Raw genomic sequence first — 24,725 nt, 5'->3', positions numbered from 1 at the left:
GTGGGAAAAGCGAGAGCCATGTCCATCCTCTGCCGCTTCGCGCCGAGCCCCAATGGCCGCCTCCATGTGGGCCATGCCTTCTCCGCCATGGTCAATCACGATGCCGCGCGGGCATCGGGCGGCCGCTTCCTGCTGCGCATCGAGGATGTGGACACGGCCCGCTCGCGGCCGGAGTTCGAGGCGGGCATAAAGGAGGATCTCGGCTGGCTGGGCATCCTCCCTGCCGAGCCGCCGCGCCGCCAGTCGGAGCATTTCCCTTTCTATGCGCAGGCCCTGGAGCGGCTGGAGGCGGAGGGCCTTGCCTATCCCGCTTTCGAGAGCCGCGCCGATATCGCCCGGGCCGTGATCGCGCACGAGGTCACTGCCCCCTGGCCGCGCGACCCGGACGGGGCGCCGGTCTATCCCTTTGCGCGGGAGAGCCTGACCGAGGCCGAGCGCTCGCGCCGCCGCGCGGCAGGCGAGCCCTTCGTGCTGCGCCTCGACATGGCCCGCGCTGTGGAGCGTGCCGGCCTGCTTGCGTGGAAGGAGGCGCAGGACACCCCGCTCGGCCCGGTGGAGGCGCAGGCCGCGGATCCGGCCGCCTGGGGCGACGTGGTGCTCTCCCGAAAGGATACGCCCGCCAGCTATCATCTCGCCGTGGTGCTGGACGATGCGGAACAGGGCATCACCCATGTGATCCGGGGGCTCGATCTGTTCTTCGCCACCGCCATCCACCGGCTGCTCCAGCACCTGCTGGGCCTGCCCGAGCCGGTCTATCACCACCACCGGCTGATCCTCGGCGCGGACGGGCGCAAGCTCTCGAAAAGCGCCGGCGCGCCGAGCCTTGCCGCGTTGCGCGCGGACGGCGCCATGCCCTCCGACATCCGCCGCCTCGTGGGATTGCCCACGTGGAGCGAGGCCTGACCTAGCCCACGTCCAGGATGTAGAGCCAGAAGGCGATGGTCACGAGCGCCAAAGCGGTGGACAGGGACACCGCGCTGGAACTGGTCCTCACGCCCGCGCCATAGCGCTGCGCCAGGAGGTAGGCATTGATGCCGCACGGCATGGCCGCAAATAGCACCGCGACGCCCGCCCAGACCGGCGGCATGGGCAGGAACTGCACCAGCAGGAACACCAATGCGGGGTGAACCAGGAGCTTCAGGGCCGAGATGGAAGCGCTCGCCGTGAAATCCCCCGCCATTCCATAGCGGTTGAGCGCGAGCCCCAGGGAAACAAGGGCGCAGGGCGAGGCGGAGGCGGCGATGAGGTCGAGAATCTGCTTGGGCACGCCCGAGGTCTCGATGCCGAAGATGCGGCCGAGAGCGCCCGCATAGATGCCGACGAGAATGGGATTGAGGGCGAGGGTGCGCAGGAGGCGCTTCAGCGTGCGCAGGGAGAAGCCCGCATTGCCCTCCACCAGCAGCGTCGCCGCCACAAGCATGATCGGCAGGTGGACGGCGATGAGCAGGAACAGCGGCACCGCGCCTTCCTCGCCATAGGCTTTCAGGATCAGCGGCACGCCCATGAAGACGGTGTTGGCCTGCCCGGCCGCGAAGCCGTGGATGACAGCCTCGGTGTGCCCGCGATGAAACACCTTGCGCGCCATCACCATGGCGATGCCGAAGACCATGAAGGCCGCGGCGAAGTAGGCAAACCAATACCCCCAGGGCTGCGCCTCGGGCATCTTAGATTCGCTTAAGGTCTTGAAGATGAGGATGGGCACCGCAAGGCCGAACACATATTCGGCCAGCCCATCCGACGCCTTGTCGGAGATGAGGCGGGCTTTTGCGGAAAGGAAGCCCACGGCGACGATGCCGAACACCGGCAGGATGATGATGGCGATATCGGCGATGATTGAGCCCATGGGGTCTAGGCCGCAGCCTCCACAGCCATGCCTGTGCGCATCAGCCGGATGTGCCGCACCGTGACCATGGTGGCGAGGCGCGCCTCCAGGCGGGCGGCGAGATCGGCGCTCGCGCAGAAGTGCAGATCGAGCCGCAGCGCGCCATCTCTTGCGCCATCCGGGGCGGCGACGTCGACGCGGTGCGGCAGCACGTCGTGGATCACGAAAGGCTCCAGGACCCTGAGAAGCGCATTGGCCTCGGGCTCGGCTTCGACCATGAGATGATGGAACGTTGCGCCGGACGGCGCGACGGAGTGGGCAGACATGGGACTGTTCCGGAAAAAAGGGAGGGAGCGTGCGTCAGCGGGCCCGGCCGAACATGTCGACCGGGCGGCGAATTCGCAGCGCCGACGCGAGGACGCGCCGCTCTTTGATCACCGGAACAGACATGGTGGGACCGTAGGCGCGCGGGGAAGCTCCGTCAACGCGCGCACCGCGAAAGGCAGGTGCGCGCTTGGCGCAGAGGAAGGGGCGGATTAGACTGGAAAACGGGTCATCGGCCCGGACGGACATAGAATGAGCATGTCACGCGGCATCGATACGGGCACGGAGCTTCCCGCCGGGCGGGAGGAGGGACTGAAGCGCGCCCTCCTGGCTGCGGTCGCGGTCGGCGTCGTGCTCCTGCTGGGCGCCGCCATCTTCCTCTGGCAGCAGCACGGCACGGCGCTTTTCTTCGATACGCTGGCGGCCGGCATCGCCGCCTGTTTCTGAAGGGGTGCGTCCGAACGCCCTGATCAAAATCTTTTGCCTCGCGCGCAGCTCTGCTTCATGCAAAGCCGCTGGTTGAAGGCGCATTGCCGCCGTGAGCGTCAGGAAGTGGTCCCATGTCGTCCCGCACCAAGATCATCGCTTTGTTCGCCGCCTTTGCGTGCGGCGCGTTGATCCTGGTGGTGGCAGCCACCGCGCTCCTGCCTTCCCGGCAGCAGACGGGCGGGTCGGGGATAGCGGCCGTCGGCGGGCCGTTCAAGCTGGTGGACCAGGACGGCAAGCCGGCCACCGAGGCACTGCTGAAAGGCAAGCCGAGCCTCGTCTTCTTCGGCTTCACCCATTGCCCGGACGTGTGCCCTACGGCCCTGTTCGAGATGTCCGAGATCTTCAACGCCCTCGGGCCGGATGCGTCCAAGCTCCAGGCCTTCTTCATCACCGTCGATCCTGAGCGCGACACGCCGGAGGCGATGAAGGCGTATCTCTCCTCCTTCAGCCCGCAATTGCGCGGCCTCACCGGCACGCCGGAGCAGGTCGATGCGGTCAAGCGGGCCTACCGGGTCTATTCCAGGAAAGTGCCGCTCGACGGCGGCGACTACACCATGGACCACACGGCCGTGATCTATCTGATGGATAAGAGCGGCACCTTCCTCGCCCCCTTCAATGCAAAGCGGACGCCGGCCGACGCTGCGGGCGAGCTGCGCCGCTACCTTTGACCGGCTGCGTCTGCCTGCGTCGCGCAAGGCCGTGCTCGGTCTTGTCCCAGCGGTAGGGATCGACCACCAAGTCAACCAAAGCGCGCCAGATGGCCACCGACTGCAGCAGCCAATAGGCGGGCAGGGTGAGTAGGACGGGCGCGGCGGAGAGCCGGCGCCTGCGCCACAGCCCCACGAGGGCGATGATGATGGCCGCCACATAGCCGAACATCAGGTTCACATAAGACAGGGCATAGGTCAGCGCTTCGACCGTGCTTGTCGCCGGGCTTCCGAGCGTTCCCCTCCAGAGGTCGCCGAGCAGCACCGCCAGGCTGATGGGATGCACCAGCATGGCCGCGAAGGGGCTGATGGTCAGCAAGGCCGCCGCCGCGGCGCAATGCGGTCCAAGGTCGCGCAGGAAGCGGCGCGGGTTGCGGCCATGCACCATGATGGTCTGGGCCCATCCTTTCATCCAGCGCGTGCGCTGGCGCAGCCAGGCCCTGGTCGTCACGGGCGCCTCCTCCAGCGTGTCGGACGCGATCACCTCGATGTCCCAGCCCATGCGCGCGAGGCGCAGGCCGAGGTCCGCGTCCTCGGTGACATTGTAGGGGTCCCACCCGCCCGCCCGCTCCAGGGCGGCGCGGCGGAAATGGTTGGAAGTCCCGCCCAGGAGGATGGGCAGCCGCAGCGCCGCCAGAGCCGGCAGCAGCACGTCGAACTGCCCGCAATATTCCAGCGCGAAATGCCGGCTGATCCAGCTGTCCTGGGCATTGTCCATCGCGAGGCGCGCCTGCACGCAGGCGACCCGGTTTCCCCCGCGTTCGAATGCAGCGAGGGCGGCGCGGAGCTGGCCGGGGTCCGGGATATCCTCCGCGTCGAAGACCGCGATGAATTTGCCGCGGGCGAAGGGAAGGGCCGCGTTGAGCGCCTTCGGCTTCGTGCGTGGGCCCACCGGCGGGGCGACGATGGTCTCGAACGAGGGCGGCAAGGCGCGGCGCAGGATGGCGTCCCGGGTCTCCGGGTCGTCCGGCTCCACCACCAGCTTGATGTCCAGCTTCTCGGGCGGATAGTCGAGCGCGCGCAGCGCGGCTTCGAGCCGGGGCAGCATCACCGCCTCGCGGTAGAGCGGCACGATCACGGTATAGACCGGCAGATGCCGGTCCTCCATGCGCGGCGGCGGATCGGGATGCGGGGGGATCATGCAGCCGGCGAGCCGCAGGCCCATGGCGCACAGGAACAGCAGCGAGAGCAGGCACATGCTGACCAGTTGTGCCAGGGCCGGCGCGAACAGCCAGGCCGAGAAGAATATGAGCCCGGCGAGGGCGAGCGGCAGCCCGAGGGCGAAGCCCCGGGGCACGGTCGCAGCCGAAAGATGAGGCTCGGTATCCTTCAGCTCATAGGCAGCGGCATGAGCGAGGGGAATGCGCGCATGCTTGCCAAGCCGGTCGCGCAGCGCCTCTGGTGAGGTGAGGCTCATGCGGTGTGCGCGGGCGGGATTTTCGGCGAGCGCACGCGCCAGCCGGCGCACGTCCTTGCCGCGCGGCGCGACTATATGGTGCGGCCCTTCGGGGAACGGCTCCGTGATGAGGCCGGTGCGGATGGCACTGGGTGCCTGCTCGGGCGCTAGGCGAAGGGGGGCTGACGGGTCGGCGAGGGGGAGGCCGAGATGGGCGGCGAAGGCCGCCGCCAGTTCCTCCGGTTCGGCGAGGCCGGCATGAAGGAGCACCTCGTCTGCGCCGATGCCCAGCCGGTGGGCGCGCCGCTGTGCCCGGCGCAGCATCCCGTCCGGAAAGTGGCCGCGCAGCGCGGCAATCTCGGCGGGCCAGGAGCGGCTTGCAGGGTGGGGTTCCGCATCTGCGCGCAGTGTCGACTTGCGGCGCGGCGCTGCCTCCCCCAACATGTGGGCCTCCCCCGATGCCAATGCACGGAAAAGTTGAGAATTACTATGAAACCACCGCGCCGGCCAGCTTCAGCCCTGCGCTACGCGGCCGCTGGCATCGTGGCCGGACTCATGTGCTTTCCAGCGGTGGCGCAGGCGCCGGCCCCTGCGGGGGTTCCGAATTTCTGGAACGTGGAGCGCCGCGTGGAGCGGCCGGACGCCTCCCAACTCCCGACCACCGTCCGCTTCCTGACCACGGACGACTATCCGCCGTTCAACTTTGCGACCCCTGACGGTGCGCTGATGGGGTTCAACGTGGACCTTGCGCGCGCGGTCTGCGCTGAGCTTTCGGTGACCTGCACCATCCAGCCGGTGGCCTTCGACACGCTTCTGGACGGGCTCGACCAGAACAAGGGCGATGCGGTGATTGCCGGCCTCGCCTCAACCCCGTCCATGCGCCAGAGGGTGGATTTCACCGAGCGCTACCTCGGCACGCCGGCCCGTTTCGTCGGCCGCAGGGGGCTGGCCCTGCAGAGCCCGACGCCGGAACAGGTGGCCGACAAGAAGGTAGCGGTGGTCGCGGGCACGGCGCACGAGGCCTATCTCCGTGCCTTCTTCAACGAAGCCGGCATCCGCCCCTATCCCGATGCCGCCGCCGCGCGCGAGGCGTTGCGGAAGGGCGACGTGGATCTCCTGTTTGGCGACGGCATCGGCCTCGCGCTGTGGCTGAACGGCACCTCCTCGCAGGGCTGCTGCGGTTTCGTCGGCGGGCCGTTCACGGAGAGCCGCTTTTTCGGCGACGGTCTCGCGGTGGCGGTAAAGCCCGGCAACGACCAGCTCCGCCGCGCCATCGACTATGCCCTCCAGCGCATCTGGGAGAAGGGCGTCTATGCCGACCTCTATCTGCGCTGGTTCCCGGTGGGCTTTTACTGACCTTGGGTCAGTCTCGGCGATGACGCGAGCGTGTGTGGCGCCGTCGCGGGATCGAGGATCACATGTGCGGCGTTTTTCATGGGTCATGGAGACCTTCATGCTTCGACGCATCCTTAGCCTCGCTTTCGCCACCGCCCTTTTGGCCGGTCCCGCTCTCGCGCAGCAGCCGGCCATGTCCGTCGTCCGGGGAACGCTCGCCGCGGTGAACGGGCGCGATCTCACCGTGGACACGCAGGGCGGCAGCAGCGCCAAGCTGGCGCTCATCGATACCTCCGTGCTTACCGGCATTGCCAAGATCACGCTCGCCGACATTAAGCCTGACGCCTATGTGGGCGTTGTTTCCGTGCCGGGGACGGACGGGACGGAGCGGGCGGTGTCGATCCATGTGTTCCCGCCGGAGCAGCGCGGCACCGGCGAGGGTTCGCGCCCCTGGGATAAGCCGGGCACCACCATGACCAATGCGGCCGTGTCCCAGCAGGTGACGGCCAAGGATGGCGAAGTCCTCACCCTCAAATACGGGGCGGACGAGAAGAAGGTGCTGGTGACGCCTGAGAGCTCGCTGGTGCGCTTCGAGCCCGGCGCGACCACCGCCGAGCTGAAGCCGGGTGTGAAGATCATCGCCTTCACCAATGCGACGCCGGACGGCGTGCGCCAGGTGCGCCGCGTCCTGATCGCGCGGGGGGATTTCACTCCGGCTCTGTGAGGCTTCCGCCCACCCTGGCGGCACACGTGCCGCCAGGGTGCGGCCGCGCTTTCTGACGGCTGGTCAACTGGCGGCTTCCCTCCGCCCGGTCATCGCTCTAGTGTCCGCGCCTTCCCGCAACGAGCGCCCACCGGAGACCCATCAATGACCTTGGCGCCGGCCCCGACCGAAGACCTTGCCCACGACCTGCGCGCCGCCGCCGAGACCGCGAGCGCCTGGCCGTTCGAGGAAGCGCGCAAGATCGTCGAGCGGCTGAAACGCAAGCCCAAGGACGAGGTGCTGTTCGAGACCGGTTACGGGCCCTCGGGCCTGCCGCATATCGGCACCTTCGGCGAGGTGGCCCGCACCACCATGGTGCGCCACGCCTTCCGCGTGCTGACCGACGATAAGGTGAAGACGCGCCTTTTGTGCTTCTCCGACGACATGGACGGCATGCGCAAGATTCCGGACAACGTGCCGGACCGCGCGGCGCTCGAGCCCTATCTGCAGATGCCGCTGACCTCGGTGCCCAACCCCTTCGGCGGCGACTATCCGAGCTTCGGCGACCACAACAACGCCATGCTGCGGCGCTTCCTCGACACGTTCGGCTTCGACTACGAGTTCGCGAGCGCCACCGACTATTACAAGTCCGGCAAGCTCGACGCCGTGCTGCTGAAGGCGGCCGAAAAGTACGACGCCATCATGGACGTGATGCTGCCGACGCTGGGGGAGGAGCGGCAGGCGACCTACAGCCCGTTCCTGCCCATCTCACCCACCAGCGGGCGGGTGCTCTATGTTCCGCTGAAGGCGGTGGATGCCAAGGCCGGCACCGTCACCTTCACCGACGAGGACGGCGCGGAGAAGACGCTGCCCGTCACCGGCGGCGCCGTGAAGCTGCAGTGGAAGCCGGACTTCGGCGCGCGCTGGGCAGCGCTCGGGGTCGACTTCGAAATGTTCGGCAAGGACCACCAGACCAACGCGCCGGTCTATGACCGGATCTGCGAGGTTCTCGGCGCCGAGCCGCCCGAGCATTATGTCTACGAGCTGTTCCTCGACCAGAACGGCCAGAAGATCTCCAAGTCCAAGGGCAACGGCCTCACCATCGACGAATGGCTCACTTATGCGAGCCCGGAGAGCCTGGCGCTCTACATGTTCCAGTCGCCGCGCTCGGCCAAGAAGCTGCATTTCGATGTGATCCCGAAGGCGGTGGACGAATATTTCAACTTCCTCGCCCGCTATCCCTCTCAGGATTGGAAGAACCGGCTCGGCAATCCGGTCTGGCACATCCATTCGGGCAATCCGCCCGTGATCGACATGCCGGTCTCCTTCACCATGCTGCTCAACCTCGCCTCCGCCTCCAACGCCGAGGACGAGGACGTGCTGTGGGGATTCCTGCGGCGCCACGTGCCGGGGGTCTCTTCGGAGACCCACCCCAAGCTCGCGGAGCTGGTGGGCTATGCGGTGAGGTACTTCAAGGCGTTCGTGGAGCCGAACAAGAGGTTCCGTCCCGCCGACGACGTGGAGCGCGGCGCGCTGGAAGCGCTCTACGAGGCGCTCGGCGTCCTGCCGGAGGATGCGGGCGCCGCGGAGATCCAGGACGTGCTCTACGACGTGGCGCGGCCGATCCCGCGCTACCAGGACCTAAAGGCGAAGGGCGCGACGCCGGAGAAGCCCGGCGTGTCGGTGGAATGGTTCAACGCCATCTACCAGGTGCTGCTGGGCGAGCAGCGCGGCCCGCGCTTCGGCTCCTTCGTGGAGATTTACGGCATCCCGGAGACCCGGGCGCTGATCAAGGAAAAGCTGGGCTAGGCTGCGCCCGCGCATTGATCCCACCCACGCGTCATGGCCGGGCTTGACCCGGCCATGACGCGTGGTTCAGCCGGGTCGTCGCTTAAAGGAGAGACGTGGATGCCCGGGTCAAGCCCGGGCATGACGGTGGTTCTTTGAATAGACGCCTTCTAGTTTCCCGCGTGTGCCGCTCGACCCTCTCGGTTCAGGGTGAAGCTCGCCGTGGTGACCAGGGGACCGCCCGGCTCCGCCGCATCGCGCACGGTGAAGGTGAAGTGGCCCTGGCCGGCATTGCGGATGATCATGACGGCATCGCTGTCGCCATTCACCGGCTTCGGCCATTTTACCGCGAGCACGAGGGCGTCCCCCACCCGCGTGCCATCCAGCGCCGCCGGCGGATCGCCCTCGGTCACGTAGACGCCGCTATAGCGCCGGGTCGCCGGATTGAAGATCAGGTCCGCCGAGAGATTGCGGCTGAGGACCAGCGCGCTGCATTGCCCGCCCAAGGAGAGGGTGCTGCGGCCCGGCTCGCCGTTCGCGGAGCAGCCGAGGGGCACGCTGACGGCCTTGGCGGTGGGTTTCATGGAGCCGCTGCCCGACCAGCGGCCTTCGAAGCGCGCCAGATAGTCCGTCTCGTCCGCCTGCGCCGGAATGGCCGGCAGGATGGCCGCAGATGTGAGAATCGCCGCGGCGAGCGACACTCCGATGCGCATGCGCATGGTTCGCCTCCCGGGAATGCGCGGCGTATGCCGCATGAGGTCAACGCCTCGCCCGGCCGGGTGTTCCGTAGCGCGCCCATTGATTTAGCAGCCGTTTGTGGTATGATTATAGAAATAACATCTCACTGTTGTGATAAGGAGGATGAGATGTCGCTCAGGCTTGGAGACACGGTGCCGGATTTCACCGCCGAGACCACGCAAGGCCCGGTGAGCTTCTACGAATGGCTTGGCGATTCGTGGGGCATCCTGTTCTCCCACCCCAAGAACTTCACCCCCGTCTGCACCACCGAACTCGGGCAGGTCGCGCACCTGAAGGGCGAGTTCGACAAGCGCAACGTGAAGGTGATCGGCCTCTCCGTGGACGCGCTGTCGAACCACCCGGCCTGGGTGGAGGACATCAAGCTCGCCACGGGCGCCGAGCTCAACTTCCCGCTGATCGCCGACACCGAGCGCAAGGTATCGGACCTCTATGACCTGATCCATCCGAACGCGAGCGACACCAACACCGTCCGCTCGGTGTTCATCGTGGGTCCGGACAAGAAGCTGAAACTGACGCTCACCTATCCGGCGTCGACCGGCCGCAACTTCCAGGAGATCCTCCGCGTGGTGGATTCCCTCCAGCTCACCGCCACCCATTCGGTGGCGACCCCCGCCGACTGGAAGCAGGGCGAGGACGTGATCATCGTCCCCTCCGTCTCCGACGAGGCGGCGAAAGAGAAGTTCCCGGAAGGCTGGAAGACCGTGAAGCCCTATCTGCGCATCGTCCGCCAGCCGGGCGCTGCAAACTGAACCTCCCCCTCCGTCCGGCTGCGTGCTACATGCGGCCGGACGGAACGAGGACGGCCATGGCGGACAACCAGCTCACGCGTTTCTTCGGCGGCTCGCCCGCCATGGTTCTGGTGCGCCTCGTGGTGCTCTCGGTGGTGGTGGGCGTGATCCTGGCCGCGCTCGGCCTCGACCCGCGCAACCTCCTGGAAAGCCTGACGCAACTGGTGCAGAACCTGCTCAATCTCGGCTTCGGCGCGATCGAGAGCGTGTGGCGCTATTTCCTCCTCGGCGCGGTCATCGTCATCCCGCTCTGGCTCCTCCTGCGCATCACGCGCGGCCTGCGCCGCTGATGCACGATGCCGCTGCGGCTCGCCCCGTGGAGGTGAGCCACCGGCGCGTGCTCGCCATCGCGCTGCCCATGACGGTGGCGCACCTGACCACGCCGCTGCTCGGCATCGTCGATACCGCGGTAGTGGGCCGGCTCGGGGATGCGGCGCTCATCGGCGGGGTGGCGCTGGGCGCGGTGGTGTTCGACTTCCTGTTCTGGGGCTTCGGCTTCCTGCGCATGGGCACGGTCGGCCTCGCCGCGCAGGCGCTGGGCCGGGGCGATGCGATCGAGGAGCGCGCGGTGCTCGCCCGCGCTCTGCTCATCGCCGCCGTCTGCGGCGTCGCGCTTGTCCTGCTTCAGGCGCCCATCAAGGCGGCCGCCCTGTCGCTTGCCGGCGCGAGCGATGCGGTGGATGGAGCGGTCGGCATCTATTTCGACGTGCGCATCTGGGCCGCGCCCTTCTCGCTCGCGAGCTATGTGGTCGCCGGCTGGCTCACGGGCATCGGCCGCACCGGGCATGCTCTGGCCATCCAGGTGGGCATCAGCCTCCTCAACATGGCGCTCACCATCTTCCTGGTGCTGGGCCTGTCCTGGGGCGTCGCCGGCTCCGCCGTGGGCACGCTGCTGGCGGAGATGGCGGGCGCTGCCGCCGGCCTGTTCGCCTGTGCGCGGCTGCTGGGCTTCCGGCTCTCGGTGCCGCGCCACGTGCTGCTGGACCGCAAGGAGCTCGCGGCCACCTTCGTGCTCAATCGCGATATCATGATCCGCACCGCGGCCCTGATGCTGGGCTTCAGCTTCTTCGCCGCCCAGGGCGCGCGGGCCGGCGATGTGACGCTCGCGGCCAATGCGCTGCTCAACAACATGGTGCTGCTGGCCGCCTATTTCCTCGATGGCTTCGCCACTGCCGCCGAGCAGATCTGCGGGCAGGCGGTGGGCGCGCGCAACCGCGCCGCCTTCCTTAAGGGCATGCGGCTCGTGCTCATCTGGGGCTTCGGCTTCGCGCTGGCGGCGAGCCTCATCTATCTCATAGCCGGGCCGGTCCTGATCGACCTCATGACCACGAGCCCCGAGGTGCGCGCCGCCGCCCGCGCCTTCCTCGTCTTCGCCGCCATCCTGCCGGTGGTGGGCGTCTTCGCCTATGCGTTCGACGGCATCTATATCGGCGCCTTGTGGTCGCGCGACATGCGCAATCTCATGCTGGCGGCGCTGGCGTTCTATTTCCTGGCCTGGTGGCTGCTGTTGCCGCTCGCCAATGCCGGGCTCTGGCTGGCGCTGCTCGCCTTTCTCGCCGCGCGCGGCCTGCTTCAGGCGGCGCGCCTGCCGGCGCTGATGTTACGCACCTTCCCTTCGTCTTGACCTCGGGTGGTGCGTCCGGCTCTACTGCCCCGCACCTGGGGTTAGGGGGAAGTGATGTCCAAGTCGACGCCGTCGGTTCTCATCGTGGGAGCGGGGCCGACGGGCCTCACCCTGGCCACCTCCTTGCAGCGCCAGGGCGTTTCCTTCCGCATCGTCGACAAGCTGCCTGTCGCCGCCCCCGTATCCAAGGCGCTGGCGGTGTGGAGCGGGAGCCTGGAAGCCTTCGCGGCCCTGGGCGTGGCCGACGACTTCATCGCGACGGGCATCCGGATGTCGCATATCCGGGTGGGCGACGGCGCGCACGAACTCGCCGCCATGCCCATTGCCGAAGGGGTGGACAGCGCCTTCCCCTTCACCCTCATCGTCCCCCAGTCCAAGACCGAGGAGATCCTCGCCGCCCACCTCGCCAAGGCCGGCCTCGCGGTGGAGCGCGGGGTGGAACTGGTGGACTATGTGGAGATCGGCGACACGGTCCGCGCCACCCTCAAGCATCCCGACGGGACGCAGGAGACGGTGGACACCCTGTTCCTCGTGGGCTGCGACGGCGCCCGCAGCGTGGTGCGCCACAAGACCGGCATCGCCTTCGAGGGCTATACCGAGCCGCAGACCTTCATCCTCTCCGACACCCGCATCGACGGGCCCCTGGACCCCACCTCCATCTATATCTGGTGGAGCAGCGCCGGCAGCATCGCCTTGTTTCCCGTGGTGCCCGGCGTGTGGCGCACCTTCGCCATGCGCGACGAGCCCGCGGGCGAAGAGCCGCCCACGCTGGAGGAGATCCAGAGCCATATCGAGGCGTCCGGCCCGCCCGGCATCAAGGTGCACGACGCGTCCTGGCTCTCCACCTTCCGCGTCAATGAGCGCCTCGCCGCGGGCTACCGCAAGGGCAGAGTGTTCCTGGCCGGCGATGCCGCCCACATCCACAGCCCCGCCGGGGGCCAGGGCATGAATACCGGCATCCAGGATGCGGTGAATCTCGGCTGGAAGATCGCCTCCGTTCTGGCGGGCCGGGGTGATGCCGAGGCGCTGCTGGACAGCTACGAGGCCGAGCGGCGCCCCGTCGCCCGCGAAGTGGTGGCGGGCGCGGCGCAGAAGCTCCATCTCGGCATGGTGGCGAAGGGCACGGCCACGCGGCTCGTGCGCGACACGCTCGTCTCCATCGCCTCCCGTGTCCCTGCGGTGCGCCGCAAGCTCCAGGTGGAGATGTCGGAGACCGAGATCCGCTATGAGGACGGGCCGCTGATCGAGGCCGGCCGCCGCGTCGGCGGCTCCGGCGCGCCCAAGGTGGGTGCCCGGGCGCTCCAGACAACGCACGATGGCTGGTCGCTCTGGTCGTTCCTCTCCGCCAGCCACCACACCCTGCTGCTGTTCGGCCCGCCCTCCGCCCATGGGGACCTGCGCACCGCGGCCGGCCGTTTCGGCTCCGCGCTGGAAGTAATGGACATGGGCACCGATGCCGCCGCGGCCGAGCGCTACGGCATCCATGGCACCGGCTGGGTGCTGGTGCGCCCGGACCAGTTCATCGCGACGCGGGGGACCGAAGGCGATATCGGCGTGTTCGACGCCTATGCCGGGCTGGCGCTGGAGGCGGCGCGGTAACGGGGCAGACTGTTCCCTTATCCGGCGGCGTCGGCGACGCACACGAGCCCCGGCACGGGTGCGTTCTTCTCCGTCCGCGTCGCGGCCGCCGACAGGTCCAGAACCCTGAACCCGGCTGCGCCAAGCCCTGCTTCCACCAGCGCGGCGCCGTGAGCATAGCGCAGGGTGTCGCGCAGGATCATGCCGGCGCCGTCATGGGTCTCCACCGTGAAGGCGAACAGGCCGTCAGGCCGCAGCGCCCGCCGCGCGGCGGAAAATATCGGCGCGAGATCTCCCACATAGCAGAGCGCATCCACGGCGATGATCGTGTCCGCGCTTGCGGCGGCCTGTCGTTCGAGGAAGGCCGCCATCTCCTGCGCATGCAGTTCGGCATAAAGGCCGAGTACTGCCGCACGCTCCACCATGGCGGGGGAGAGGTCCACGCCCACCATCTCCCGCGCCATGGGCGCGAAGAGCGGCGCGGCGAGCCCGGTGCCGCAGCCGAGGTCGATGAGCCGACGGAAATGCAGCGCACGGCCTGACGAGGTGCAGGCGCGTTGCACAGCCTCCGCCAGAAGCTCCGGCCCGCGATAAGCGAGCCCGTCCCGCAGCGCCGTGTCGAAGCGCGGCGCGTACTGGTCGAACAAGGTGCGCACGAAGGCGGGCGACATGGCGCCGGAGGCGTCCCGCGCGCCGAGCCGGGCAAGGCGGATGCCCGCGCCGAGCGTGTCGTCCGGGTCGAGCCTCAAAGCCTCGCCATAGGCTGCCGCCGCGTCTGCCAAATCGCCGGTCGTCTCGTGCGCCTCGCCCAGCAGGAACCAGGCGGCGATGAAGCGGGGCGCCTCGGCCGCAAGGTCGGCGAGCATGCCCGCCGCCACCGCGGCATCGTCCTCCAGATAGGCGCGCGCCCAGTCGAGCCGACGGTCGAGGGCCGGGTCGCCGGAGGACTGGAACGGAAGGGGTGAAACCACGGGGCCTCGCTAATCCGGGGGCATCACCCATATAACGGGCAATCATGCGCCCGGAAGACCTTCTGCGGCCCTCACCGAGAGGGCTCTACTGCCCCGTTGGAGATTTTTACATCGATCCCACCCGCGCGGTGCCGCGAGCGGTGATCACGCACGGCCATTCCGACCATGCCCGGCCGGGCCACGGCCGCGTGCTCGCGACCCGCGAGACGCTGGACCTGATGGCGCTGCGCTATGGCGAGAATTTTGCCGGCGAAGTTCAAGCCATCTCCTATGGCGAGAGCGTGGAGGTGGGCGGGGTCCGCATCACCGCCCACCCGGCGGGCCATGTGCTCGGCTCGGCGCAGATGGCGCTGTCCTGGCGCGGCTGCACCATCGTCGCTTCGGGCGATTACAAGGATGCGCTGGACCCCACCTGCACGCCGTTCGAGCCGGTGCGGTGCCACGTCTTCATCTCGGAGGCGACCTTCGGCCTGCCCGTGTTCCGCCATCCGGACGCCGCCGCCGAAACCGCAAAGCTGGTCCGCTCGCTCCATGTCTTTCCCGAGCGCGCCCATATCGTGGGGGCCTATTCGCTGGGCAAGGCGCAGCGGGTGATGGCGCTGCTGCGGCAGGCCGGATACGCGGCGCCCATCTACATCCACGGCGCGCTCGCTGCCATCAGCGCTTACTATGCCGAGCGGGGCATCGATCTCGGGGAGATCCGCCCCGCCACCGGCGCGAAGAAGACGGACCTCGCCGGCGCGGTGGTGATCGCGCCGCCCTCCGCCATCACCGATCTCTGGTCGCGCCGCTTTCCCGACCCTGTCACCGCCTTCGCCTCCGGCTGGATGCGGGTGCGCGCCCGGGCCCGGCAGAGGGGCATCGAGCTGCCGCTGGTCATCTCCGACCATGCGGACTGGGACGGCCTCATGGCCTCCATCCGCGCCACAGGCTGCGAGGAATTGTGGGTGACCCACGGCGCCGAGGACGCCCTCGTCCATTGGGCGGGCACCATGCAGTTGCGCGCCAAGCCGCTGCACATGGTGGGCTATGGCGATGAGGATGCGGAGGAGCCCGCGCCCGCTGAGTCCTCTTCGGAGGCGGCGCCCGAATGAACCGCTTCGCCGCGCTCCTCGACCGCCTCGCCTACGAGCCCGGCCGCAACGCCAAGATCCGGCTGATGGCGGACTATTTCCGCTCGACGCCGGACCCGGAGCGCGGCATCGCCCTTGCCGCGCTCACGGGCGCGCTCTCCTTCGCCAATGCCAAGCCGGGCCTCATCCGCGCGCTCATCACGGAGCGCACGGATCCGGTGCTGTTCGCCATGTCCTACGATTATGTGGGCGACCTCTCCGAGACGGTGGCCCTCATGTGGCCCGCCCCACTGGGCGACCAGCGGCCGGACCATGCGCCGCTGCTCTCCGAGATCGTCGCCGCTTTGGCCACCTTGCCGAAGCGCGACCTGCCGGCCCAGCTCGCTTTCTGGCTGGACGGGCTCGACGATACCGGCCGCTGGGCGCTGCTGAAGCTCATCACCGGCGCGCTGCGGGTCGGCGCCTCCGCCCGCCTCGCCAAGACCGCCGTCGCCTCCCTGGGCGACCTGCCGCCGGACGAGGTGGAACTGGTCTGGCCGGGGCTCACCGCGCCCTATCTCGATTTGTTCGCCTGGGTGGAGGGGCGGGCCGGGCGGCCGGAGACCGGCGATCCCGTGCCGTTCCGCCCTGTCATGCTGGCCCATGCCATCGAGGCGGGGGATTTCGGCACACTGAACCCGGAGGATTTCACCGCCGAATGGAAATGGGACGGCATCCGCATCCAGGCAGTGGCGGGGCGCAGGGAGCATGGCGAGAAGCTGGTGCGCCTCTATAGCCGCACGGGCGAGGATATTTCCGGCGCCTTCCCGGACCTCTGCGAGGCGCTCGATTTCGAGGGCGCGCTGGATGGCGAGCTGCTGGTCCGGCGCGAGGGCCGGGTGCAGTCGTTCAACGTGCTCCAGCAGCGGCTGAACCGAAAGGCCGTCACGCCGCGCATGCTGAAGGAGTTTCCCGCCCATGTACGCGCCTACGACCTTTTGGTGGAGGCGGGGGAGGATCTGCGCGAGCGCCCCTTCGCCGAGCGGCGCGCGCGGCTTGAAGGATTAGTGGCCCGCCTCGCCTCACCGCGGCTCGATCTCTCCCCCCTCGTGCCGTTCTCCAACTGGACCGAGCTTGCCGCCGCCCGCGCGGACCCCGTGTCCGCAGGCGCGGGGGTGGATGCGGAGGCCGTGGAAGGGCTGATGCTGAAGCGGGCGGACAGCCTCTATCTGCCCGGCCGTCCCAAGGGGCCATGGTGGAAATGGAAGCGCGACCCGCACACCGTGGATGCGGTGCTCATGTATGCCCAGCGCGGCCACGGCAAACGCTCCTCCTTCTATTCCGACTACACGTTCGGCGTCTGGACAACGGGGGAGGAGGGCGACGTGCTGGTGCCAGTGGGCAAGGCCTATTTCGGCTTCACCGACGAGGAGCTGAAGGAGATCGACAAGTTCGTGCGCAACAATACGGTCAACCGCTTCGGCCCGGTGCGCGAGGTGCTGCACGAGCCGGACGAGGGGCTGGTGCTCGAGGTGGCGTTCGAGGGGCTCGCCCGCTCCACCCGCCACCGCTCCGGCGTCGCCATGCGGTTCCCCCGCATCGCCCGCCTGCGCTGGGACAAGCCGCCGAAGGAGGCCGACCGGCTGGAAAACCTGGAAGCGCTGCTGCGGGAGGCGTGAGAGACAAAAGCGGTCGTCAAACCCGGGCATGACGGGGTTTCGGGGCAGGCCGAATTACTGCGTCGCCCAGATGATGCGGGCGATCCAGAGCACGTCGGTGACGGCCAGCTGCAGATCCTCATGCTCGGGATTGAGCGAGCGCAGCTCCACGGTCTTGGCGGTCTTGCGCACCAGCTCCTTCGCCAGCACCTCGCCTTCGCGGGTCTTCACGATCACCCGGTCTCCGCGCCGCACATTGGCGGCGGGCGAGACGATGACGATGTCGCCCTCCCGATAGAGCGGCTGCATGCTGTCGCCGGAAATCTCCAGCGCATAGGCGTGCTCGTCCTCGACCGCGGGGAAGAGGATTTCGTCCCATCCGCTGCCCGCCGGGAAGCCGGCATCGTCGAAATAGCCGCCCTTGCCTGCCTGGGCGAGGCCGATATGAGGGATGGAGCGCCGCGGCCGACGCGTCTCTTCGGCAAAACCGGCATGGGGCTGGCCGCCGCTGCCGTCCAGCAGCGAGGTAAAGTCCTCGATGCTTGCCCCCGTCGCCGCCAGCACCTTGGCGATGCTCTCCGTGGAGGGCCAGCGCGGGCGGCCGTCCGGAGTGATGCGCTTTGAGCGGTTGAAAGCTGTTGAATCAAGCCCCGCCCTCTTGGCGAGGCCCGAGGCTGATAGGCCATGCTGCGTAGCGAGGCGGTCAATGGCGCCCCAGACTTGGCCATGGGTGAGCATGAGATCCTGCGACCTGGAACGCTTTGCGATTAAAGAGCATTTAGCGGCAAAGGCAACGAGTTTCGATGCCTTTCCGAACTTTCGTGCGTGCTCGCATTCCCCCGCTTAGCGACTCGCACTCTTACATGGTACATTTAGGAAAATAAACATTCAATCGCTCGATTTAAAAGGAACTAAATCCTTAGAGATCGGAGGCGATTTCTTTCGTGGCCCGGCGTGCGCGAGGACGCTACATGGACGCCATGACACTGCCCCCCGCTTTCATCTACAAGATCGTCCCCGCCTCCCTTTGGGAAGGGGCGCTGCAGGCCGGCAGGTTCGACGGCGCGCCGGTGGACCTGAAGGACGGCTACATCCATTTCTCCACAGCCGCCCAGGTCGGGGAGACCGCGCGGCGGCATTTTGCCGGCGGAGCGGACCTTCTGCTCGTCACTGTGCGGACCTCGGCGCTAGGCGACGCGCTCAAATGGGAGCCGTCCCGCGGCGGGGACCTCTTCCCGCACCTCTTCGCCCCGCTGCCGCTGGATGCGGTGGAGCGAAGCGAGCCTCTGCCGCTCGGGCCTGAGGGCACCCACCTGTTCCCACCGCTGGACTGACCGTCAGGACAGCGACAGGCCGAACGGCTCGCCCTCGAACGCGTCCCGGCCCCGCCCGATCGCCTCGATGGCCTTGACCATGCGCCCGTCCCGGCCGAGCGCCGCGTCGGCCAGGGCCACGATGCGCGCATTGGGTGTCGCGGTGGGGGAGGCCTTTCGAAGCTCCCAGGCGAGTTCTGCCTCGTCGCGGTCCGGCAGAAGCGAGCAGAGGGTCACATAGGCCGCCGCCGTGGAGCGGGAAATGCCGGCAAAGCAGTGGATCACCAGCGGCGCCTCGCGCGGCCATGTCTGAACGAAGTCGAGAAGCTCGTGCAGATGCGCTTCCCCCGGCGCCACCAGGCCCTCGATCTCCTCGACGATGTCGTTGATGCCGAGAAACAGATGGTTCGTCGGATCCACATTGCTGGGGCGCGTGAGCACGGTGTCGCCATTGATCAGGGTGATCACGTGGCGCGCGCCGGTCATCTCGACGGTGTCGTGCAGCCGGGCGAGGGAGCAGACATGGATCATGGCACAAGCTCCTCGAAACGCGCGAGAAAGCGGCTCTTGGCCGCTTCCGCCGTCCAGGGGGTGAGATAGTCCTTTTCCACGGCGGGATCGAGGCGAATCGGACGGCCGAAGAAGCGCCGGGCCTCCTCGGTGCCGAAGCCCGCGAGCCGCGTCGCTTCCAGATAGGCGGAGGAATGGTCGGCCGCCTTCACGATCTTCACCAGCGCGTCCGGCCACACGGCGGGGAGGCCGAAGCGCAGGCTGATGGCGGTGAGCAGACGCGCCTCCACTGCCTTGTAGTCGCCGCCGAGCACCGTCTTGAACGGCGAGATCATGTCGCCGATCACGTATTCGGGGGCATCATGCAGCAGCACGGCGAGCCGCCAGCGATGGTCGATGTCCGGCGCCGCGCGCCGGGCGAGCCGCTCCACCAGCAGAGCGTGCTGGGCGACGGAGAAGATGTTCTCGCCGCTGGTCTGGCCGTTCCAGCGCGCCACGCGGGCGAGGCCGTGGGCGATGTCCTCGATCTCCACGTCGAACGGGGAGGGGTCGAGCAGGTCCAGCCGCCGCCCGGAAAGCATGCGCTGCCAGGCGCGCGGAGGTCGCGCGGGTTCGGCCTTGGTCCGGGTCGGCATCTTGGGCGTCAGCATCACGAATCGCGTGTTCGTTTCAGCACGCAAGGGTAAGGTGACGGCACGCGAGCACAAGGTGGAACAGGTGAGGCATGGCGCAGACGGACAAGGCGGCACCGGCGGTGCGGGCGACCCTGGCGGCGAGCGCGGCGGTGTTCCGCGGTCCCCGCGTTCTGCTCGCCAAGCGCGGCTTCAATCCGGGCCTCGGCCTGTGGAGCCTGCCCGGCGGGCGGGTGGAGCCCGGCGAGACCGTGGCCGAGGCCGCCGTCCGGGAGGTGATGGAGGAAGTGGGCGTCGAGGCTGAGGTGCTGGGCGTCGCGGCGGTTCTGGACTTCATCTCCCACGACGATGCCGGCGCGCTTTCGAGCCATTTCGTGGTCATCGCCCATGCCGCTCTGTGGCGCGCCAACGAGCCGGCGCCGGGCCCGGAAGCGACCGAAATCGGCTGGTTCCTGCCGGAAGAGGTGGCCGCGCTCCCCACCACGCGGGGGCTCGCGGACGTGGTCCGCAAGGCAGCAGCCTTGCTTGAGCCGCTTTCGGCCGGATGAGCCGGTGCTCGGGCCGCGCTACTCCGGCCGCCGCTCCAGCGTGACATAGGTGAAGGGGGCCTCGTCTCCCGGCCCTTGCTGGGGGCCTTCGCGGGCCACCTCACGCCAGACCGCCGGATCATAAGGCGGAAGCGTCACGTCGCCCTCGGGCGCCATGTGGACTTCCGTGAGATGAACGGTCCGCGTGAAGGGCAGCGTCTCGGCAAAGACGCGCCGGCCGCCAATGACCATTACTTCGCCGGCTTCCATCTCGGCCATGGCGCCTTCCGCCACCGACAGCGCCTCCTCCAGCGTGCGGCCGAGGCGGACGCCCTCCGGCGGGGTGAAGGCAGGGTCCGTGCTCACCACCACGGAGATACGCCCCGGCAAGGGCCGGCCGATGGAGAGGAAGGTCTGGCGGCCCATGAAAATGGGCTTGCCCCAAGTCAGCGCCTTGAACCGCTTCAGGTCCGAGGGCAGGCGGAAGGGCAGGCTCTGCGCCCGGCCGATGACGCCGTTCTCGGCAATGGCGACGATATGGGCGAGCGGGGGCATCAGGCGGCCTGATCCAGAAGCGCGAGGCTGCGCCGCGCTGCGGCAAGGCCGGACAAATGCGCGCCATGGCAGGTTGAGAAGTCGTGCGCGGAAACCGCTTCGCCGGCAAAAAAGATGCGATTGGCCAGCGGTTCCAGAAGGCGCGCCCGCACATGGGCCTTGCCTGGCAGGGCGCAGGAATAGCCGCCGCCGATGAAGGGATCGCCCGCCCAATTGGTGGCGCGCACGGCGGTGACGTGCTGCCGGATATCGGCGCCGAATGCGTCGGTGAGTGCGGAAAGCACGACGTCTGCCATGGCCTCGTCGCCCTCTTCCAGCATGGCCTTGGCGGCATCGCCCGCCGTATGGCCCACGGCGACGGGGCGGGGGCCTGGAAGAATCTGGAAATTGACCGGGGTGCGGCTGGCCTCATAGACGCTGACGCCGGTGCGTTCGCTGTAGCCGAACACGTCGCGGTCGAAGCCGATGGCCACCTTCTCCGCGACGCCCAGGGTGAGGGAGGAGAAAGCCTCGCCGAGATCCGCCGGCAAAGCGGGCGTGAAGGCAAGGCGTCCGTCCGCAATTACGGCTGTTGATACGGTGACGATGACGGCACAGGCGCTCACGTCCCCCTTCGGCGTGACGAGGCGCAGGCGCGGGCCGGACCAGTCGATGCGGGAAACCGGGCAATCCAGCGTCACCGGCACGTCGGCGCCATAGGCGCGCACCAGGGCGCCATAGCCGTCCAGCACCGGCCAGTTGTACTCGGTGCCCGCATAAGCGGCGAAATCCTTGGTCGAGACATGCTGCGGGGAGCTTGCCGTCATGAGGGCGAGCCAATGGCGCACCAGGGCATTCCATTGGCCGGCATCGGAAAGGACCTCGCTGGCTGCGACGTCGCGGCCGTCCGCGCCGGCTGCCTCCACCTCATCGAAGCCGCGGTTGACGGCCGCATAGGCGGCGTCCGCCTCTTCCGCCGCAGCCCAGCGCCCGCCGCGCCAGAGATTGCGCACGAGACGCGTATAGTCCTTGCGATAGGTGAAGCCGAGTTGGTCCGCGATGGCGACGAAGGGGTTCACATCCGCCGAATGGAGCCAGTGGCAGCCGAGATCCCAGGGCTGGCCGAACGTGGTTGTGTCGGTGAATGCGCGTCCGCCGGTGCGGCTCGAGGCTTCCAGCACCACGAAACTGGCGCCCGCCTCGCGCAGGGCGCGGCCGGCCGAAAGCCCCGCGGCGCCCGCGCCGATGACCGCAACATCGCATTCACCCGGCATGGGAACGGTCCGGCAAGGCCTTATTTCTTGCGGAACACATCAAGGCGCACAACCTCAGCGCCGCCGGGCCGGGCCTCGTCATTGGTCGGCGCCTTTTCGGGCTCCGCCTTGTCGTCCGCCGCATCGGTGTTCGAAGCCTTGCCCGTGCCGCTCGCCACCGCCGGCTCGGAAGCCGCGCCGCGAACCACAGGGCGCCCGGGCAGGACCGTGCTCAGAGCCGGGGTCTGGGCCTTGTCGCCGGCGGGGATCGGCTGGCCGGCCTCGTCGGTCTCGGCCAGCTCGAACTGGAGGCCGAACTTCACGGAAGGGTCGAAAAAGCCCTTCAAAGCGGAGAAGGGCACCAGCAGGCGCTCGGGGATGCCGCCGAAGGAGAGGCCCACCTCGAAGGAATTCTCGGTCACGTCCAGGTCCCAGAACTGGTGCTGGAGGACGATGGTCATCTCCTCGGGGTATTTCTCCCGCATGCGCTGGGACAGCCGCACGCCGGGGGCGCGGGTATCGAACGCCACGAAGAAATGGTGGTCTCCCGGCAGGCCATCGCGCGCCACGTCGGTCAGCACGCGCCGCACCACGCCGCGCAGGGCTTCCTGCGCCAGAAGGTCGTATCTGATGTGATCCGTCGAAGCCATAATCGCCCGCAACCGGCTTGGTCCCCAACCGAACAGAGGGTGATGAATAAGGACCCTCAGAGAACGGACAGGGAGGCTTGGACCCCCTTCCCTCAAGGTCCGGCCGGCCCGAAAGGAAGTGGAGGCTTCTGTTGCCAGGTGCCTCCGAACCCCGCCTATCCAGTGCTACCCGGTAGGACTTTGATTTCGATCGTCAAACCGCTCACGCGGCCAGAGCAACCGGAGCATAGTTGTCATTCGCAACTATAGGTCGGCCCGATATCGGCGGAACCATGCCGAGCGAAAGAAAGCCCTTTACACCCTCGTCGATCCTATTTCGCCCCCGCCGGAGCCCATCTCCCCCGAAGGAGGGATGGGCTTTGGTGGAGGCGCCGGGTACTGCCCCCGGGTCCGAAAGGCTTATTACGACAACCGTTTATCGCCATATCCAGCTTGCGCCGGCCCAAGGAATATAGGCGCGGGCGGCGCGCGATGAAAGGGGCGCCCGCGCATTTCCCCACCCATCTACCCGCGGGAGAGCGGGTGAAGATCCCGCACCATGCCGGCGAGGCGTTCGTCCAGAACATGGGTGTAAATCTGCGTGGTTGAGATGTCCGCATGCCCCAGCAGGGTCTGCACGATGCGCAAATCCGCCCCGTGGGCGAGCAGGTGGCTCGCGAAAGCGTGACGCAGCACGTGGGGGGAAAGGCAGGCCGGGTCGAGGCCGGCGGCCGCCGCCAGGTCCTTCAGGTCCAGGGCCGCATGCTGGCGGGTGAGGTGGCCGCTCTCGCCCGATGAGGGGAACAGCCATTTGGAGGCGTCCAGCCCTGCTTCCCTTCGGGCGTCCAGATAGGCCGCCATGGCGGCCTTGGCGGCGGTGCCCAGCGGCACCAGCCTTTCCTTGCCGCCCTTGCCGGTGACGATAATGGCGTCCGCGCGGGTGCGGGCGGCGCTGGCCGGCAGGGCTGCAAGCTCGGAAATGCGCAGGCCGGTGGCGTAGAGCATCTCGACGATGCACACCACGCGCAGCCGCCGCAGCTTCTCGCCGGGCTTTCCGGCTTCGGCGGCGCGGGCATGGGCGGTCTCGATGAGCCGGTTCACGTCGTCCACCGTCATCACCTTGGGCAAGGGCCGCCCGCGCTTCGGGCCTTCCAGCACCGCGGCGGGGTCATCGCCGCGGTGGCCCTCGGCATAAAGGAAACGGTAGAGCTGGCGGACGGCCGAGAGGCGCCGCGCGACGGTGGTGGATTTGAAGCCGCGTTCGGTGAGGTCCGCGAGATAGGCGCGCAGCACGGGCGTTCCGGCGGTGAGCACCGCTTCGCCCCGTCCGGCGAGGAAGGCGGCCAGATCCTCAAGGTCGCGGCGATAGGCGTCCAGCGTGTTGCGGCTCGCGCCCCGTTCCACCGCCTGCATGTCGAGGAACAGAGCGAGAGGCCCTGCCGCGCTCATTTGCTGAACTTGTCGTTGGGCACGGTGAAGGTGACGTCGCGCGCCACCGGCTGCACCTTGGTGGCGAGCCACCACGCGCCGCCATAGACGCAGCCCGCGAGGATGGCGATGACCACGAGAAGGCGAATGAGGCTGGCCACTTTATCTTGCCCGAATCAGCGCTGGCGGGACGTTTGCCACACGTCGCACGCCGCCGCGCCGCTTTCAACCGGATTGCCGCCCGGCGAGGGCGATGCTACTGGCGTTGCGACATATTTGCGGGCTTTCACCCGCGGAAGGATGAAGCAGGTGGGTGGCGAGGACGCAACGGAGGCATTTGACGCCGCGGCCGAGGGGCTGCGGGCGCGCCTCGGAAAGCGCGCGCTGGTGCTGGTGGGCATGCCGGGTGCGGGCAAATCCTCCGTGGGCCGCCGCCTTGCCAAGCGCCTGTCCCTGCCTTTCTTCGATGCCGATGACGAGATCGAGAAGGCGGCCGGGATGACTATTCCGGAAATCTTCTCCAGCCGGGGCGAGGCGGAGTTCCGGCTGGGCGAGAAACGGGTGATGGCCCGCCTCATCCAGGGCGCCCCCAACGTGATCGCCACCGGCGGCGGCGCCTTCATGAACGAGGACACCCGCGCGGCGGTGAAAGCAGGCGGCATCTCCATCTGGCTGCGGGCCGACCTTCCGACCCTGCTGCGCCGGGTGAAGAAGCGCAATGACCGCCCGCTCCTTGCGGCGGGGGATGCCGCCGAGCGGCTCGCCACCCTTTTGGCCGCGCGCGAGCATGTCTATGCGCTCGCCGACGTGGCGGTGGATTCGCGCGACGTGCTGCACGACATGGTGGTGGAGGAGGTGATCGCCTCCGCGACCCGCCACCTCGCCACCTTGACCTGAGGATTTCT

The 24,725-nt window shown here is 68.3% G+C and carries 28 protein-coding genes and 1 other RNA gene; 15 read left to right on the top strand and 14 right to left on the bottom strand.

What is annotated here, in order from left to right; genetic code table 11:
- Positions 1–18 precede the first annotated feature (18 nt).
- On the top strand, positions 19–903 hold the full coding sequence (gluQRS, locus tag ABLE91_RS22730) for a tRNA glutamyl-Q(34) synthetase GluQRS (protein WP_348934554.1): 885 nt from the start codon (positions 19–21) through the stop codon (positions 901–903).
- 1 nt (position 904) lies between these two features.
- Here gluQRS and ABLE91_RS22725 read toward each other — a convergent pair whose 3' ends face one another.
- Positions 905–1,843: an AEC family transporter gene (locus ABLE91_RS22725; RefSeq protein WP_348934552.1), complete on the bottom strand. Its 939-nt coding sequence runs from the start codon at positions 1,841–1,843 to the stop codon at positions 905–907.
- A 5-nt stretch (positions 1,844–1,848) separates the two neighbouring features.
- A complete protein-coding gene (locus tag ABLE91_RS22720) occupies positions 1,849–2,148 on the bottom strand; it encodes a hypothetical protein (RefSeq protein ID WP_348934551.1) in 300 nt (99 codons plus the stop codon).
- A gap of 250 nt (positions 2,149–2,398) precedes the next feature.
- Here ABLE91_RS22720 and ABLE91_RS22715 point away from each other — a divergent pair, with 250 nt between their 5' ends.
- Positions 2,399–2,593: a hypothetical protein gene (locus tag ABLE91_RS22715; RefSeq protein ID WP_348934549.1), complete on the top strand. Its 195-nt coding sequence runs from the start codon at positions 2,399–2,401 to the stop codon at positions 2,591–2,593.
- A gap of 113 nt (positions 2,594–2,706) precedes the next feature.
- On the top strand, positions 2,707–3,303 hold the full coding sequence (locus tag ABLE91_RS22710) for an SCO family protein (protein ID WP_348934547.1): 597 nt from the start codon (positions 2,707–2,709) through the stop codon (positions 3,301–3,303).
- On the opposite strand, the gene ABLE91_RS22705 is transcribed toward ABLE91_RS22710, so the two are convergent.
- On the bottom strand, positions 3,248–5,182 hold the full coding sequence (locus ABLE91_RS22705; protein WP_348934546.1) for a glycosyltransferase: 1,935 nt from the start codon (positions 5,180–5,182) through the stop codon (positions 3,248–3,250). The genes ABLE91_RS22710 and ABLE91_RS22705 overlap by 56 nt on opposite strands.
- Positions 5,183–5,227: 45 nt before the next feature.
- On the opposite strand from ABLE91_RS22705, the gene ABLE91_RS22700 reads away from it, so the two are divergent.
- The 3 genes from ABLE91_RS22700 to ABLE91_RS22690 all read left to right on the top strand — a co-directional run bounded on the left by ABLE91_RS22700 (position 5,228) and on the right by ABLE91_RS22690 (position 8,585).
- Complete coding sequence (locus ABLE91_RS22700) at positions 5,228–6,094, top strand: transporter substrate-binding domain-containing protein (RefSeq protein ID WP_348934545.1); 867 nt, start codon at positions 5,228–5,230, stop codon at positions 6,092–6,094.
- Positions 6,095–6,191: 97 nt separating this feature from the next.
- The gene (locus ABLE91_RS22695; RefSeq protein ID WP_348934543.1) at positions 6,192–6,797 is read left to right on the top strand and encodes a hypothetical protein; all 606 of its coding nucleotides are present in this window, start codon (positions 6,192–6,194) and stop codon (positions 6,795–6,797) included.
- Between the two features lie 144 nt (positions 6,798–6,941).
- Positions 6,942–8,585 (top strand): lysine--tRNA ligase, encoded by a 1,644-nt coding sequence (locus ABLE91_RS22690; RefSeq protein ID WP_348934542.1) that lies wholly within the window; start codon positions 6,942–6,944, stop codon positions 8,583–8,585.
- A gap of 149 nt (positions 8,586–8,734) precedes the next feature.
- Here ABLE91_RS22690 and ABLE91_RS22685 read toward each other — a convergent pair whose 3' ends face one another.
- Positions 8,735–9,283 carry a hypothetical protein gene (locus tag ABLE91_RS22685; RefSeq protein ID WP_348934540.1) on the bottom strand — a complete coding sequence of 183 codons (549 nt, stop codon included), beginning with the start codon at positions 9,281–9,283 and terminating at the stop codon, positions 8,735–8,737.
- 147 nt (positions 9,284–9,430) lie between these two features.
- On the opposite strand from ABLE91_RS22685, the gene ABLE91_RS22680 reads away from it, so the two are divergent.
- From ABLE91_RS22680 to ABLE91_RS22665, 4 genes are read left to right on the top strand one after another with little or no spacing between them, the layout of a single operon-like run.
- On the top strand, positions 9,431–10,072 hold the full coding sequence (locus tag ABLE91_RS22680) for a peroxiredoxin (protein ID WP_348934538.1): 642 nt from the start codon (positions 9,431–9,433) through the stop codon (positions 10,070–10,072).
- 56 nt (positions 10,073–10,128) lie between these two features.
- Positions 10,129–10,401 carry a DUF6460 domain-containing protein gene (locus ABLE91_RS22675; RefSeq protein ID WP_348934537.1) on the top strand — a complete coding sequence of 91 codons (273 nt, stop codon included), beginning with the start codon at positions 10,129–10,131 and terminating at the stop codon, positions 10,399–10,401.
- Positions 10,401–11,735, top strand: coding sequence for an MATE family efflux transporter (locus tag ABLE91_RS22670; protein ID WP_348934535.1), 1,335 nt, complete (start codon positions 10,401–10,403; stop codon positions 11,733–11,735). The genes ABLE91_RS22675 and ABLE91_RS22670 overlap by 1 nt, the downstream gene beginning before the upstream one ends.
- 54 nt (positions 11,736–11,789) lie before the next feature.
- Entirely contained in the window at positions 11,790–13,334 is a 1,545-nt protein-coding gene (locus tag ABLE91_RS22665; protein ID WP_348934533.1) for an FAD-dependent monooxygenase, read from the top strand.
- 17 nt (positions 13,335–13,351) lie between these two features.
- On the opposite strand, the gene ABLE91_RS22660 is transcribed toward ABLE91_RS22665, so the two are convergent.
- The gene (locus ABLE91_RS22660) at positions 13,352–14,284 is read right to left on the bottom strand and encodes a class I SAM-dependent DNA methyltransferase (protein ID WP_348934532.1); all 933 of its coding nucleotides are present in this window, start codon (positions 14,282–14,284) and stop codon (positions 13,352–13,354) included.
- 44 nt (positions 14,285–14,328) lie between these two features.
- Here ABLE91_RS22660 and ABLE91_RS22655 point away from each other — a divergent pair, with 44 nt between their 5' ends.
- Positions 14,329–15,378 (top strand): ligase-associated DNA damage response exonuclease, encoded by a 1,050-nt coding sequence (locus tag ABLE91_RS22655; RefSeq protein ID WP_348934530.1) that lies wholly within the window; start codon positions 14,329–14,331, stop codon positions 15,376–15,378.
- Positions 15,375–17,015 carry a cisplatin damage response ATP-dependent DNA ligase gene (locus ABLE91_RS22650; protein WP_348934528.1) on the top strand — a complete coding sequence of 547 codons (1,641 nt, stop codon included), beginning with the start codon at positions 15,375–15,377 and terminating at the stop codon, positions 17,013–17,015. Before ABLE91_RS22655 ends, ABLE91_RS22650 begins: the two co-directional genes overlap by 4 nt.
- 54 nt (positions 17,016–17,069) lie before the next feature.
- On the opposite strand, the gene ABLE91_RS22645 is transcribed toward ABLE91_RS22650, so the two are convergent.
- Positions 17,070–17,732 (bottom strand): S24 family peptidase, encoded by a 663-nt coding sequence (locus ABLE91_RS22645; RefSeq protein WP_348934526.1) that lies wholly within the window; start codon positions 17,730–17,732, stop codon positions 17,070–17,072.
- Positions 17,733–17,965: 233 nt separating this feature from the next.
- Here ABLE91_RS22645 and ABLE91_RS22640 point away from each other — a divergent pair, with 233 nt between their 5' ends.
- Positions 17,966–18,328 carry a DUF952 domain-containing protein gene (locus tag ABLE91_RS22640; RefSeq protein WP_348934524.1) on the top strand — a complete coding sequence of 121 codons (363 nt, stop codon included), beginning with the start codon at positions 17,966–17,968 and terminating at the stop codon, positions 18,326–18,328.
- 3 nt (positions 18,329–18,331) lie between these two features.
- Here the strand turns inward: ABLE91_RS22640 and ABLE91_RS22635 are convergent, their stop codons facing one another.
- The gene (locus ABLE91_RS22635; protein WP_348934522.1) at positions 18,332–18,838 is read right to left on the bottom strand and encodes a tyrosine phosphatase family protein; all 507 of its coding nucleotides are present in this window, start codon (positions 18,836–18,838) and stop codon (positions 18,332–18,334) included.
- On the bottom strand, positions 18,835–19,467 hold the full coding sequence (locus tag ABLE91_RS22630) for an HD domain-containing protein (protein ID WP_348934520.1): 633 nt from the start codon (positions 19,465–19,467) through the stop codon (positions 18,835–18,837). The genes ABLE91_RS22635 and ABLE91_RS22630 overlap by 4 nt, the downstream gene beginning before the upstream one ends.
- A gap of 74 nt (positions 19,468–19,541) precedes the next feature.
- Here ABLE91_RS22630 and ABLE91_RS22625 point away from each other — a divergent pair, with 74 nt between their 5' ends.
- Positions 19,542–19,997, top strand: a complete 456-nt coding sequence (locus ABLE91_RS22625; RefSeq protein WP_348934519.1) for an NUDIX hydrolase — start codon at positions 19,542–19,544, stop codon at positions 19,995–19,997.
- An 18-nt stretch (positions 19,998–20,015) separates the two neighbouring features.
- On the opposite strand, the gene ABLE91_RS22620 is transcribed toward ABLE91_RS22625, so the two are convergent.
- The 6 genes from ABLE91_RS22620 to ABLE91_RS22595 form a co-directional block, all read right to left on the bottom strand.
- A complete protein-coding gene (locus tag ABLE91_RS22620; protein ID WP_348934517.1) occupies positions 20,016–20,531 on the bottom strand; it encodes a dihydrofolate reductase in 516 nt (171 codons plus the stop codon).
- Entirely contained in the window at positions 20,531–21,784 is a 1,254-nt protein-coding gene (locus tag ABLE91_RS22615; protein ID WP_348934515.1) for a flavin monoamine oxidase family protein, read from the bottom strand. The genes ABLE91_RS22620 and ABLE91_RS22615 overlap by 1 nt, the downstream gene beginning before the upstream one ends.
- Before the next feature lie 20 nt (positions 21,785–21,804).
- Complete coding sequence (locus ABLE91_RS22610; protein ID WP_348934514.1) at positions 21,805–22,413, bottom strand: SspB family protein; 609 nt, start codon at positions 22,411–22,413, stop codon at positions 21,805–21,807.
- 117 nt (positions 22,414–22,530) lie between these two features.
- Positions 22,531–22,894: a transfer-messenger RNA gene (ssrA, locus tag ABLE91_RS22605) on the bottom strand.
- Positions 22,895–22,917: 23 nt separating this feature from the next.
- Entirely contained in the window at positions 22,918–23,841 is a 924-nt protein-coding gene (locus ABLE91_RS22600; RefSeq protein WP_348934513.1) for a site-specific tyrosine recombinase XerD, read from the bottom strand.
- Positions 23,838–23,981: a hypothetical protein gene (locus ABLE91_RS22595; RefSeq protein WP_348934512.1), complete on the bottom strand. Its 144-nt coding sequence runs from the start codon at positions 23,979–23,981 to the stop codon at positions 23,838–23,840. The genes ABLE91_RS22600 and ABLE91_RS22595 overlap by 4 nt, the downstream gene beginning before the upstream one ends.
- 139 nt (positions 23,982–24,120) lie before the next feature.
- Between ABLE91_RS22595 and ABLE91_RS22590 the strand changes: the two genes are divergently transcribed.
- Positions 24,121–24,717, top strand: a complete 597-nt coding sequence (locus tag ABLE91_RS22590) for a shikimate kinase (RefSeq protein WP_348934510.1) — start codon at positions 24,121–24,123, stop codon at positions 24,715–24,717.
- Positions 24,718–24,725 lie beyond the last annotated feature (8 nt).

Origin of the sequence: Aquabacter albus, assembly GCF_040049275.1 — a bacterium.
Lineage (GTDB): Bacteria > Pseudomonadota > Alphaproteobacteria > Rhizobiales > Xanthobacteraceae > Aquabacter.
Note: the sequence above shows the minus strand (reverse complement) of the source record. Positions and strands in the feature narration are given on the sequence as shown.

What these genes read in the sequence shown, in the direction of transcription:
- gluQRS (WP_348934554.1), top strand. Translation starts at nt 19, where the DNA reads ATGTCCATCCTCTGCCGCTTCGCGCCGAGCCCCAATGGCCGCCTCCAT.
- ABLE91_RS22725 (WP_348934552.1), bottom strand. Translation starts at nt 1,843, where the DNA reads ATGGGCTCAATCATCGCCGATATCGCCATCATCATCCTGCCGGTGTTC.
- ABLE91_RS22720 (WP_348934551.1), bottom strand. Translation starts at nt 2,148, where the DNA reads ATGTCTGCCCACTCCGTCGCGCCGTCCGGCGCAACGTTCCATCATCTC.
- ABLE91_RS22715 (WP_348934549.1), top strand. Translation starts at nt 2,399, where the DNA reads ATGAGCATGTCACGCGGCATCGATACGGGCACGGAGCTTCCCGCCGGG.
- ABLE91_RS22710 (WP_348934547.1), top strand. Translation starts at nt 2,707, where the DNA reads ATGTCGTCCCGCACCAAGATCATCGCTTTGTTCGCCGCCTTTGCGTGC.
- ABLE91_RS22705 (WP_348934546.1), bottom strand. Translation starts at nt 5,182, where the DNA reads ATGTTGGGGGAGGCAGCGCCGCGCCGCAAGTCGACACTGCGCGCAGAT.
- ABLE91_RS22700 (WP_348934545.1), top strand. Translation starts at nt 5,228, where the DNA reads ATGAAACCACCGCGCCGGCCAGCTTCAGCCCTGCGCTACGCGGCCGCT.
- ABLE91_RS22695 (WP_348934543.1), top strand. Translation starts at nt 6,192, where the DNA reads ATGCTTCGACGCATCCTTAGCCTCGCTTTCGCCACCGCCCTTTTGGCC.
- ABLE91_RS22690 (WP_348934542.1), top strand. Translation starts at nt 6,942, where the DNA reads ATGACCTTGGCGCCGGCCCCGACCGAAGACCTTGCCCACGACCTGCGC.
- ABLE91_RS22685 (WP_348934540.1), bottom strand. Translation starts at nt 9,283, where the DNA reads ATGCGCATGCGCATCGGAGTGTCGCTCGCCGCGGCGATTCTCACATCT.
- ABLE91_RS22680 (WP_348934538.1), top strand. Translation starts at nt 9,431, where the DNA reads ATGTCGCTCAGGCTTGGAGACACGGTGCCGGATTTCACCGCCGAGACC.
- ABLE91_RS22675 (WP_348934537.1), top strand. Translation starts at nt 10,129, where the DNA reads ATGGCGGACAACCAGCTCACGCGTTTCTTCGGCGGCTCGCCCGCCATG.
- ABLE91_RS22670 (WP_348934535.1), top strand. Translation starts at nt 10,401, where the DNA reads ATGCACGATGCCGCTGCGGCTCGCCCCGTGGAGGTGAGCCACCGGCGC.
- ABLE91_RS22665 (WP_348934533.1), top strand. Translation starts at nt 11,790, where the DNA reads ATGTCCAAGTCGACGCCGTCGGTTCTCATCGTGGGAGCGGGGCCGACG.
- ABLE91_RS22655 (WP_348934530.1), top strand. Translation starts at nt 14,329, where the DNA reads ATGCGCCCGGAAGACCTTCTGCGGCCCTCACCGAGAGGGCTCTACTGC.
- ABLE91_RS22650 (WP_348934528.1), top strand. Translation starts at nt 15,375, where the DNA reads ATGAACCGCTTCGCCGCGCTCCTCGACCGCCTCGCCTACGAGCCCGGC.
- ABLE91_RS22645 (WP_348934526.1), bottom strand. Translation starts at nt 17,732, where the DNA reads ATGCTCACCCATGGCCAAGTCTGGGGCGCCATTGACCGCCTCGCTACG.
- ABLE91_RS22640 (WP_348934524.1), top strand. Translation starts at nt 17,966, where the DNA reads ATGGACGCCATGACACTGCCCCCCGCTTTCATCTACAAGATCGTCCCC.
- ABLE91_RS22635 (WP_348934522.1), bottom strand. Translation starts at nt 18,838, where the DNA reads ATGATCCATGTCTGCTCCCTCGCCCGGCTGCACGACACCGTCGAGATG.
- ABLE91_RS22630 (WP_348934520.1), bottom strand. Translation starts at nt 19,467, where the DNA reads ATGCTGACGCCCAAGATGCCGACCCGGACCAAGGCCGAACCCGCGCGA.
- ABLE91_RS22625 (WP_348934519.1), top strand. Translation starts at nt 19,542, where the DNA reads ATGGCGCAGACGGACAAGGCGGCACCGGCGGTGCGGGCGACCCTGGCG.
- ABLE91_RS22620 (WP_348934517.1), bottom strand. Translation starts at nt 20,531, where the DNA reads ATGCCCCCGCTCGCCCATATCGTCGCCATTGCCGAGAACGGCGTCATC.
- ABLE91_RS22615 (WP_348934515.1), bottom strand. Translation starts at nt 21,784, where the DNA reads ATGCCGGGTGAATGCGATGTTGCGGTCATCGGCGCGGGCGCCGCGGGG.
- ABLE91_RS22610 (WP_348934514.1), bottom strand. Translation starts at nt 22,413, where the DNA reads ATGGCTTCGACGGATCACATCAGATACGACCTTCTGGCGCAGGAAGCC.
- ABLE91_RS22600 (WP_348934513.1), bottom strand. Translation starts at nt 23,841, where the DNA reads ATGAGCGCGGCAGGGCCTCTCGCTCTGTTCCTCGACATGCAGGCGGTG.
- ABLE91_RS22590 (WP_348934510.1), top strand. Translation starts at nt 24,121, where the DNA reads ATGAAGCAGGTGGGTGGCGAGGACGCAACGGAGGCATTTGACGCCGCG.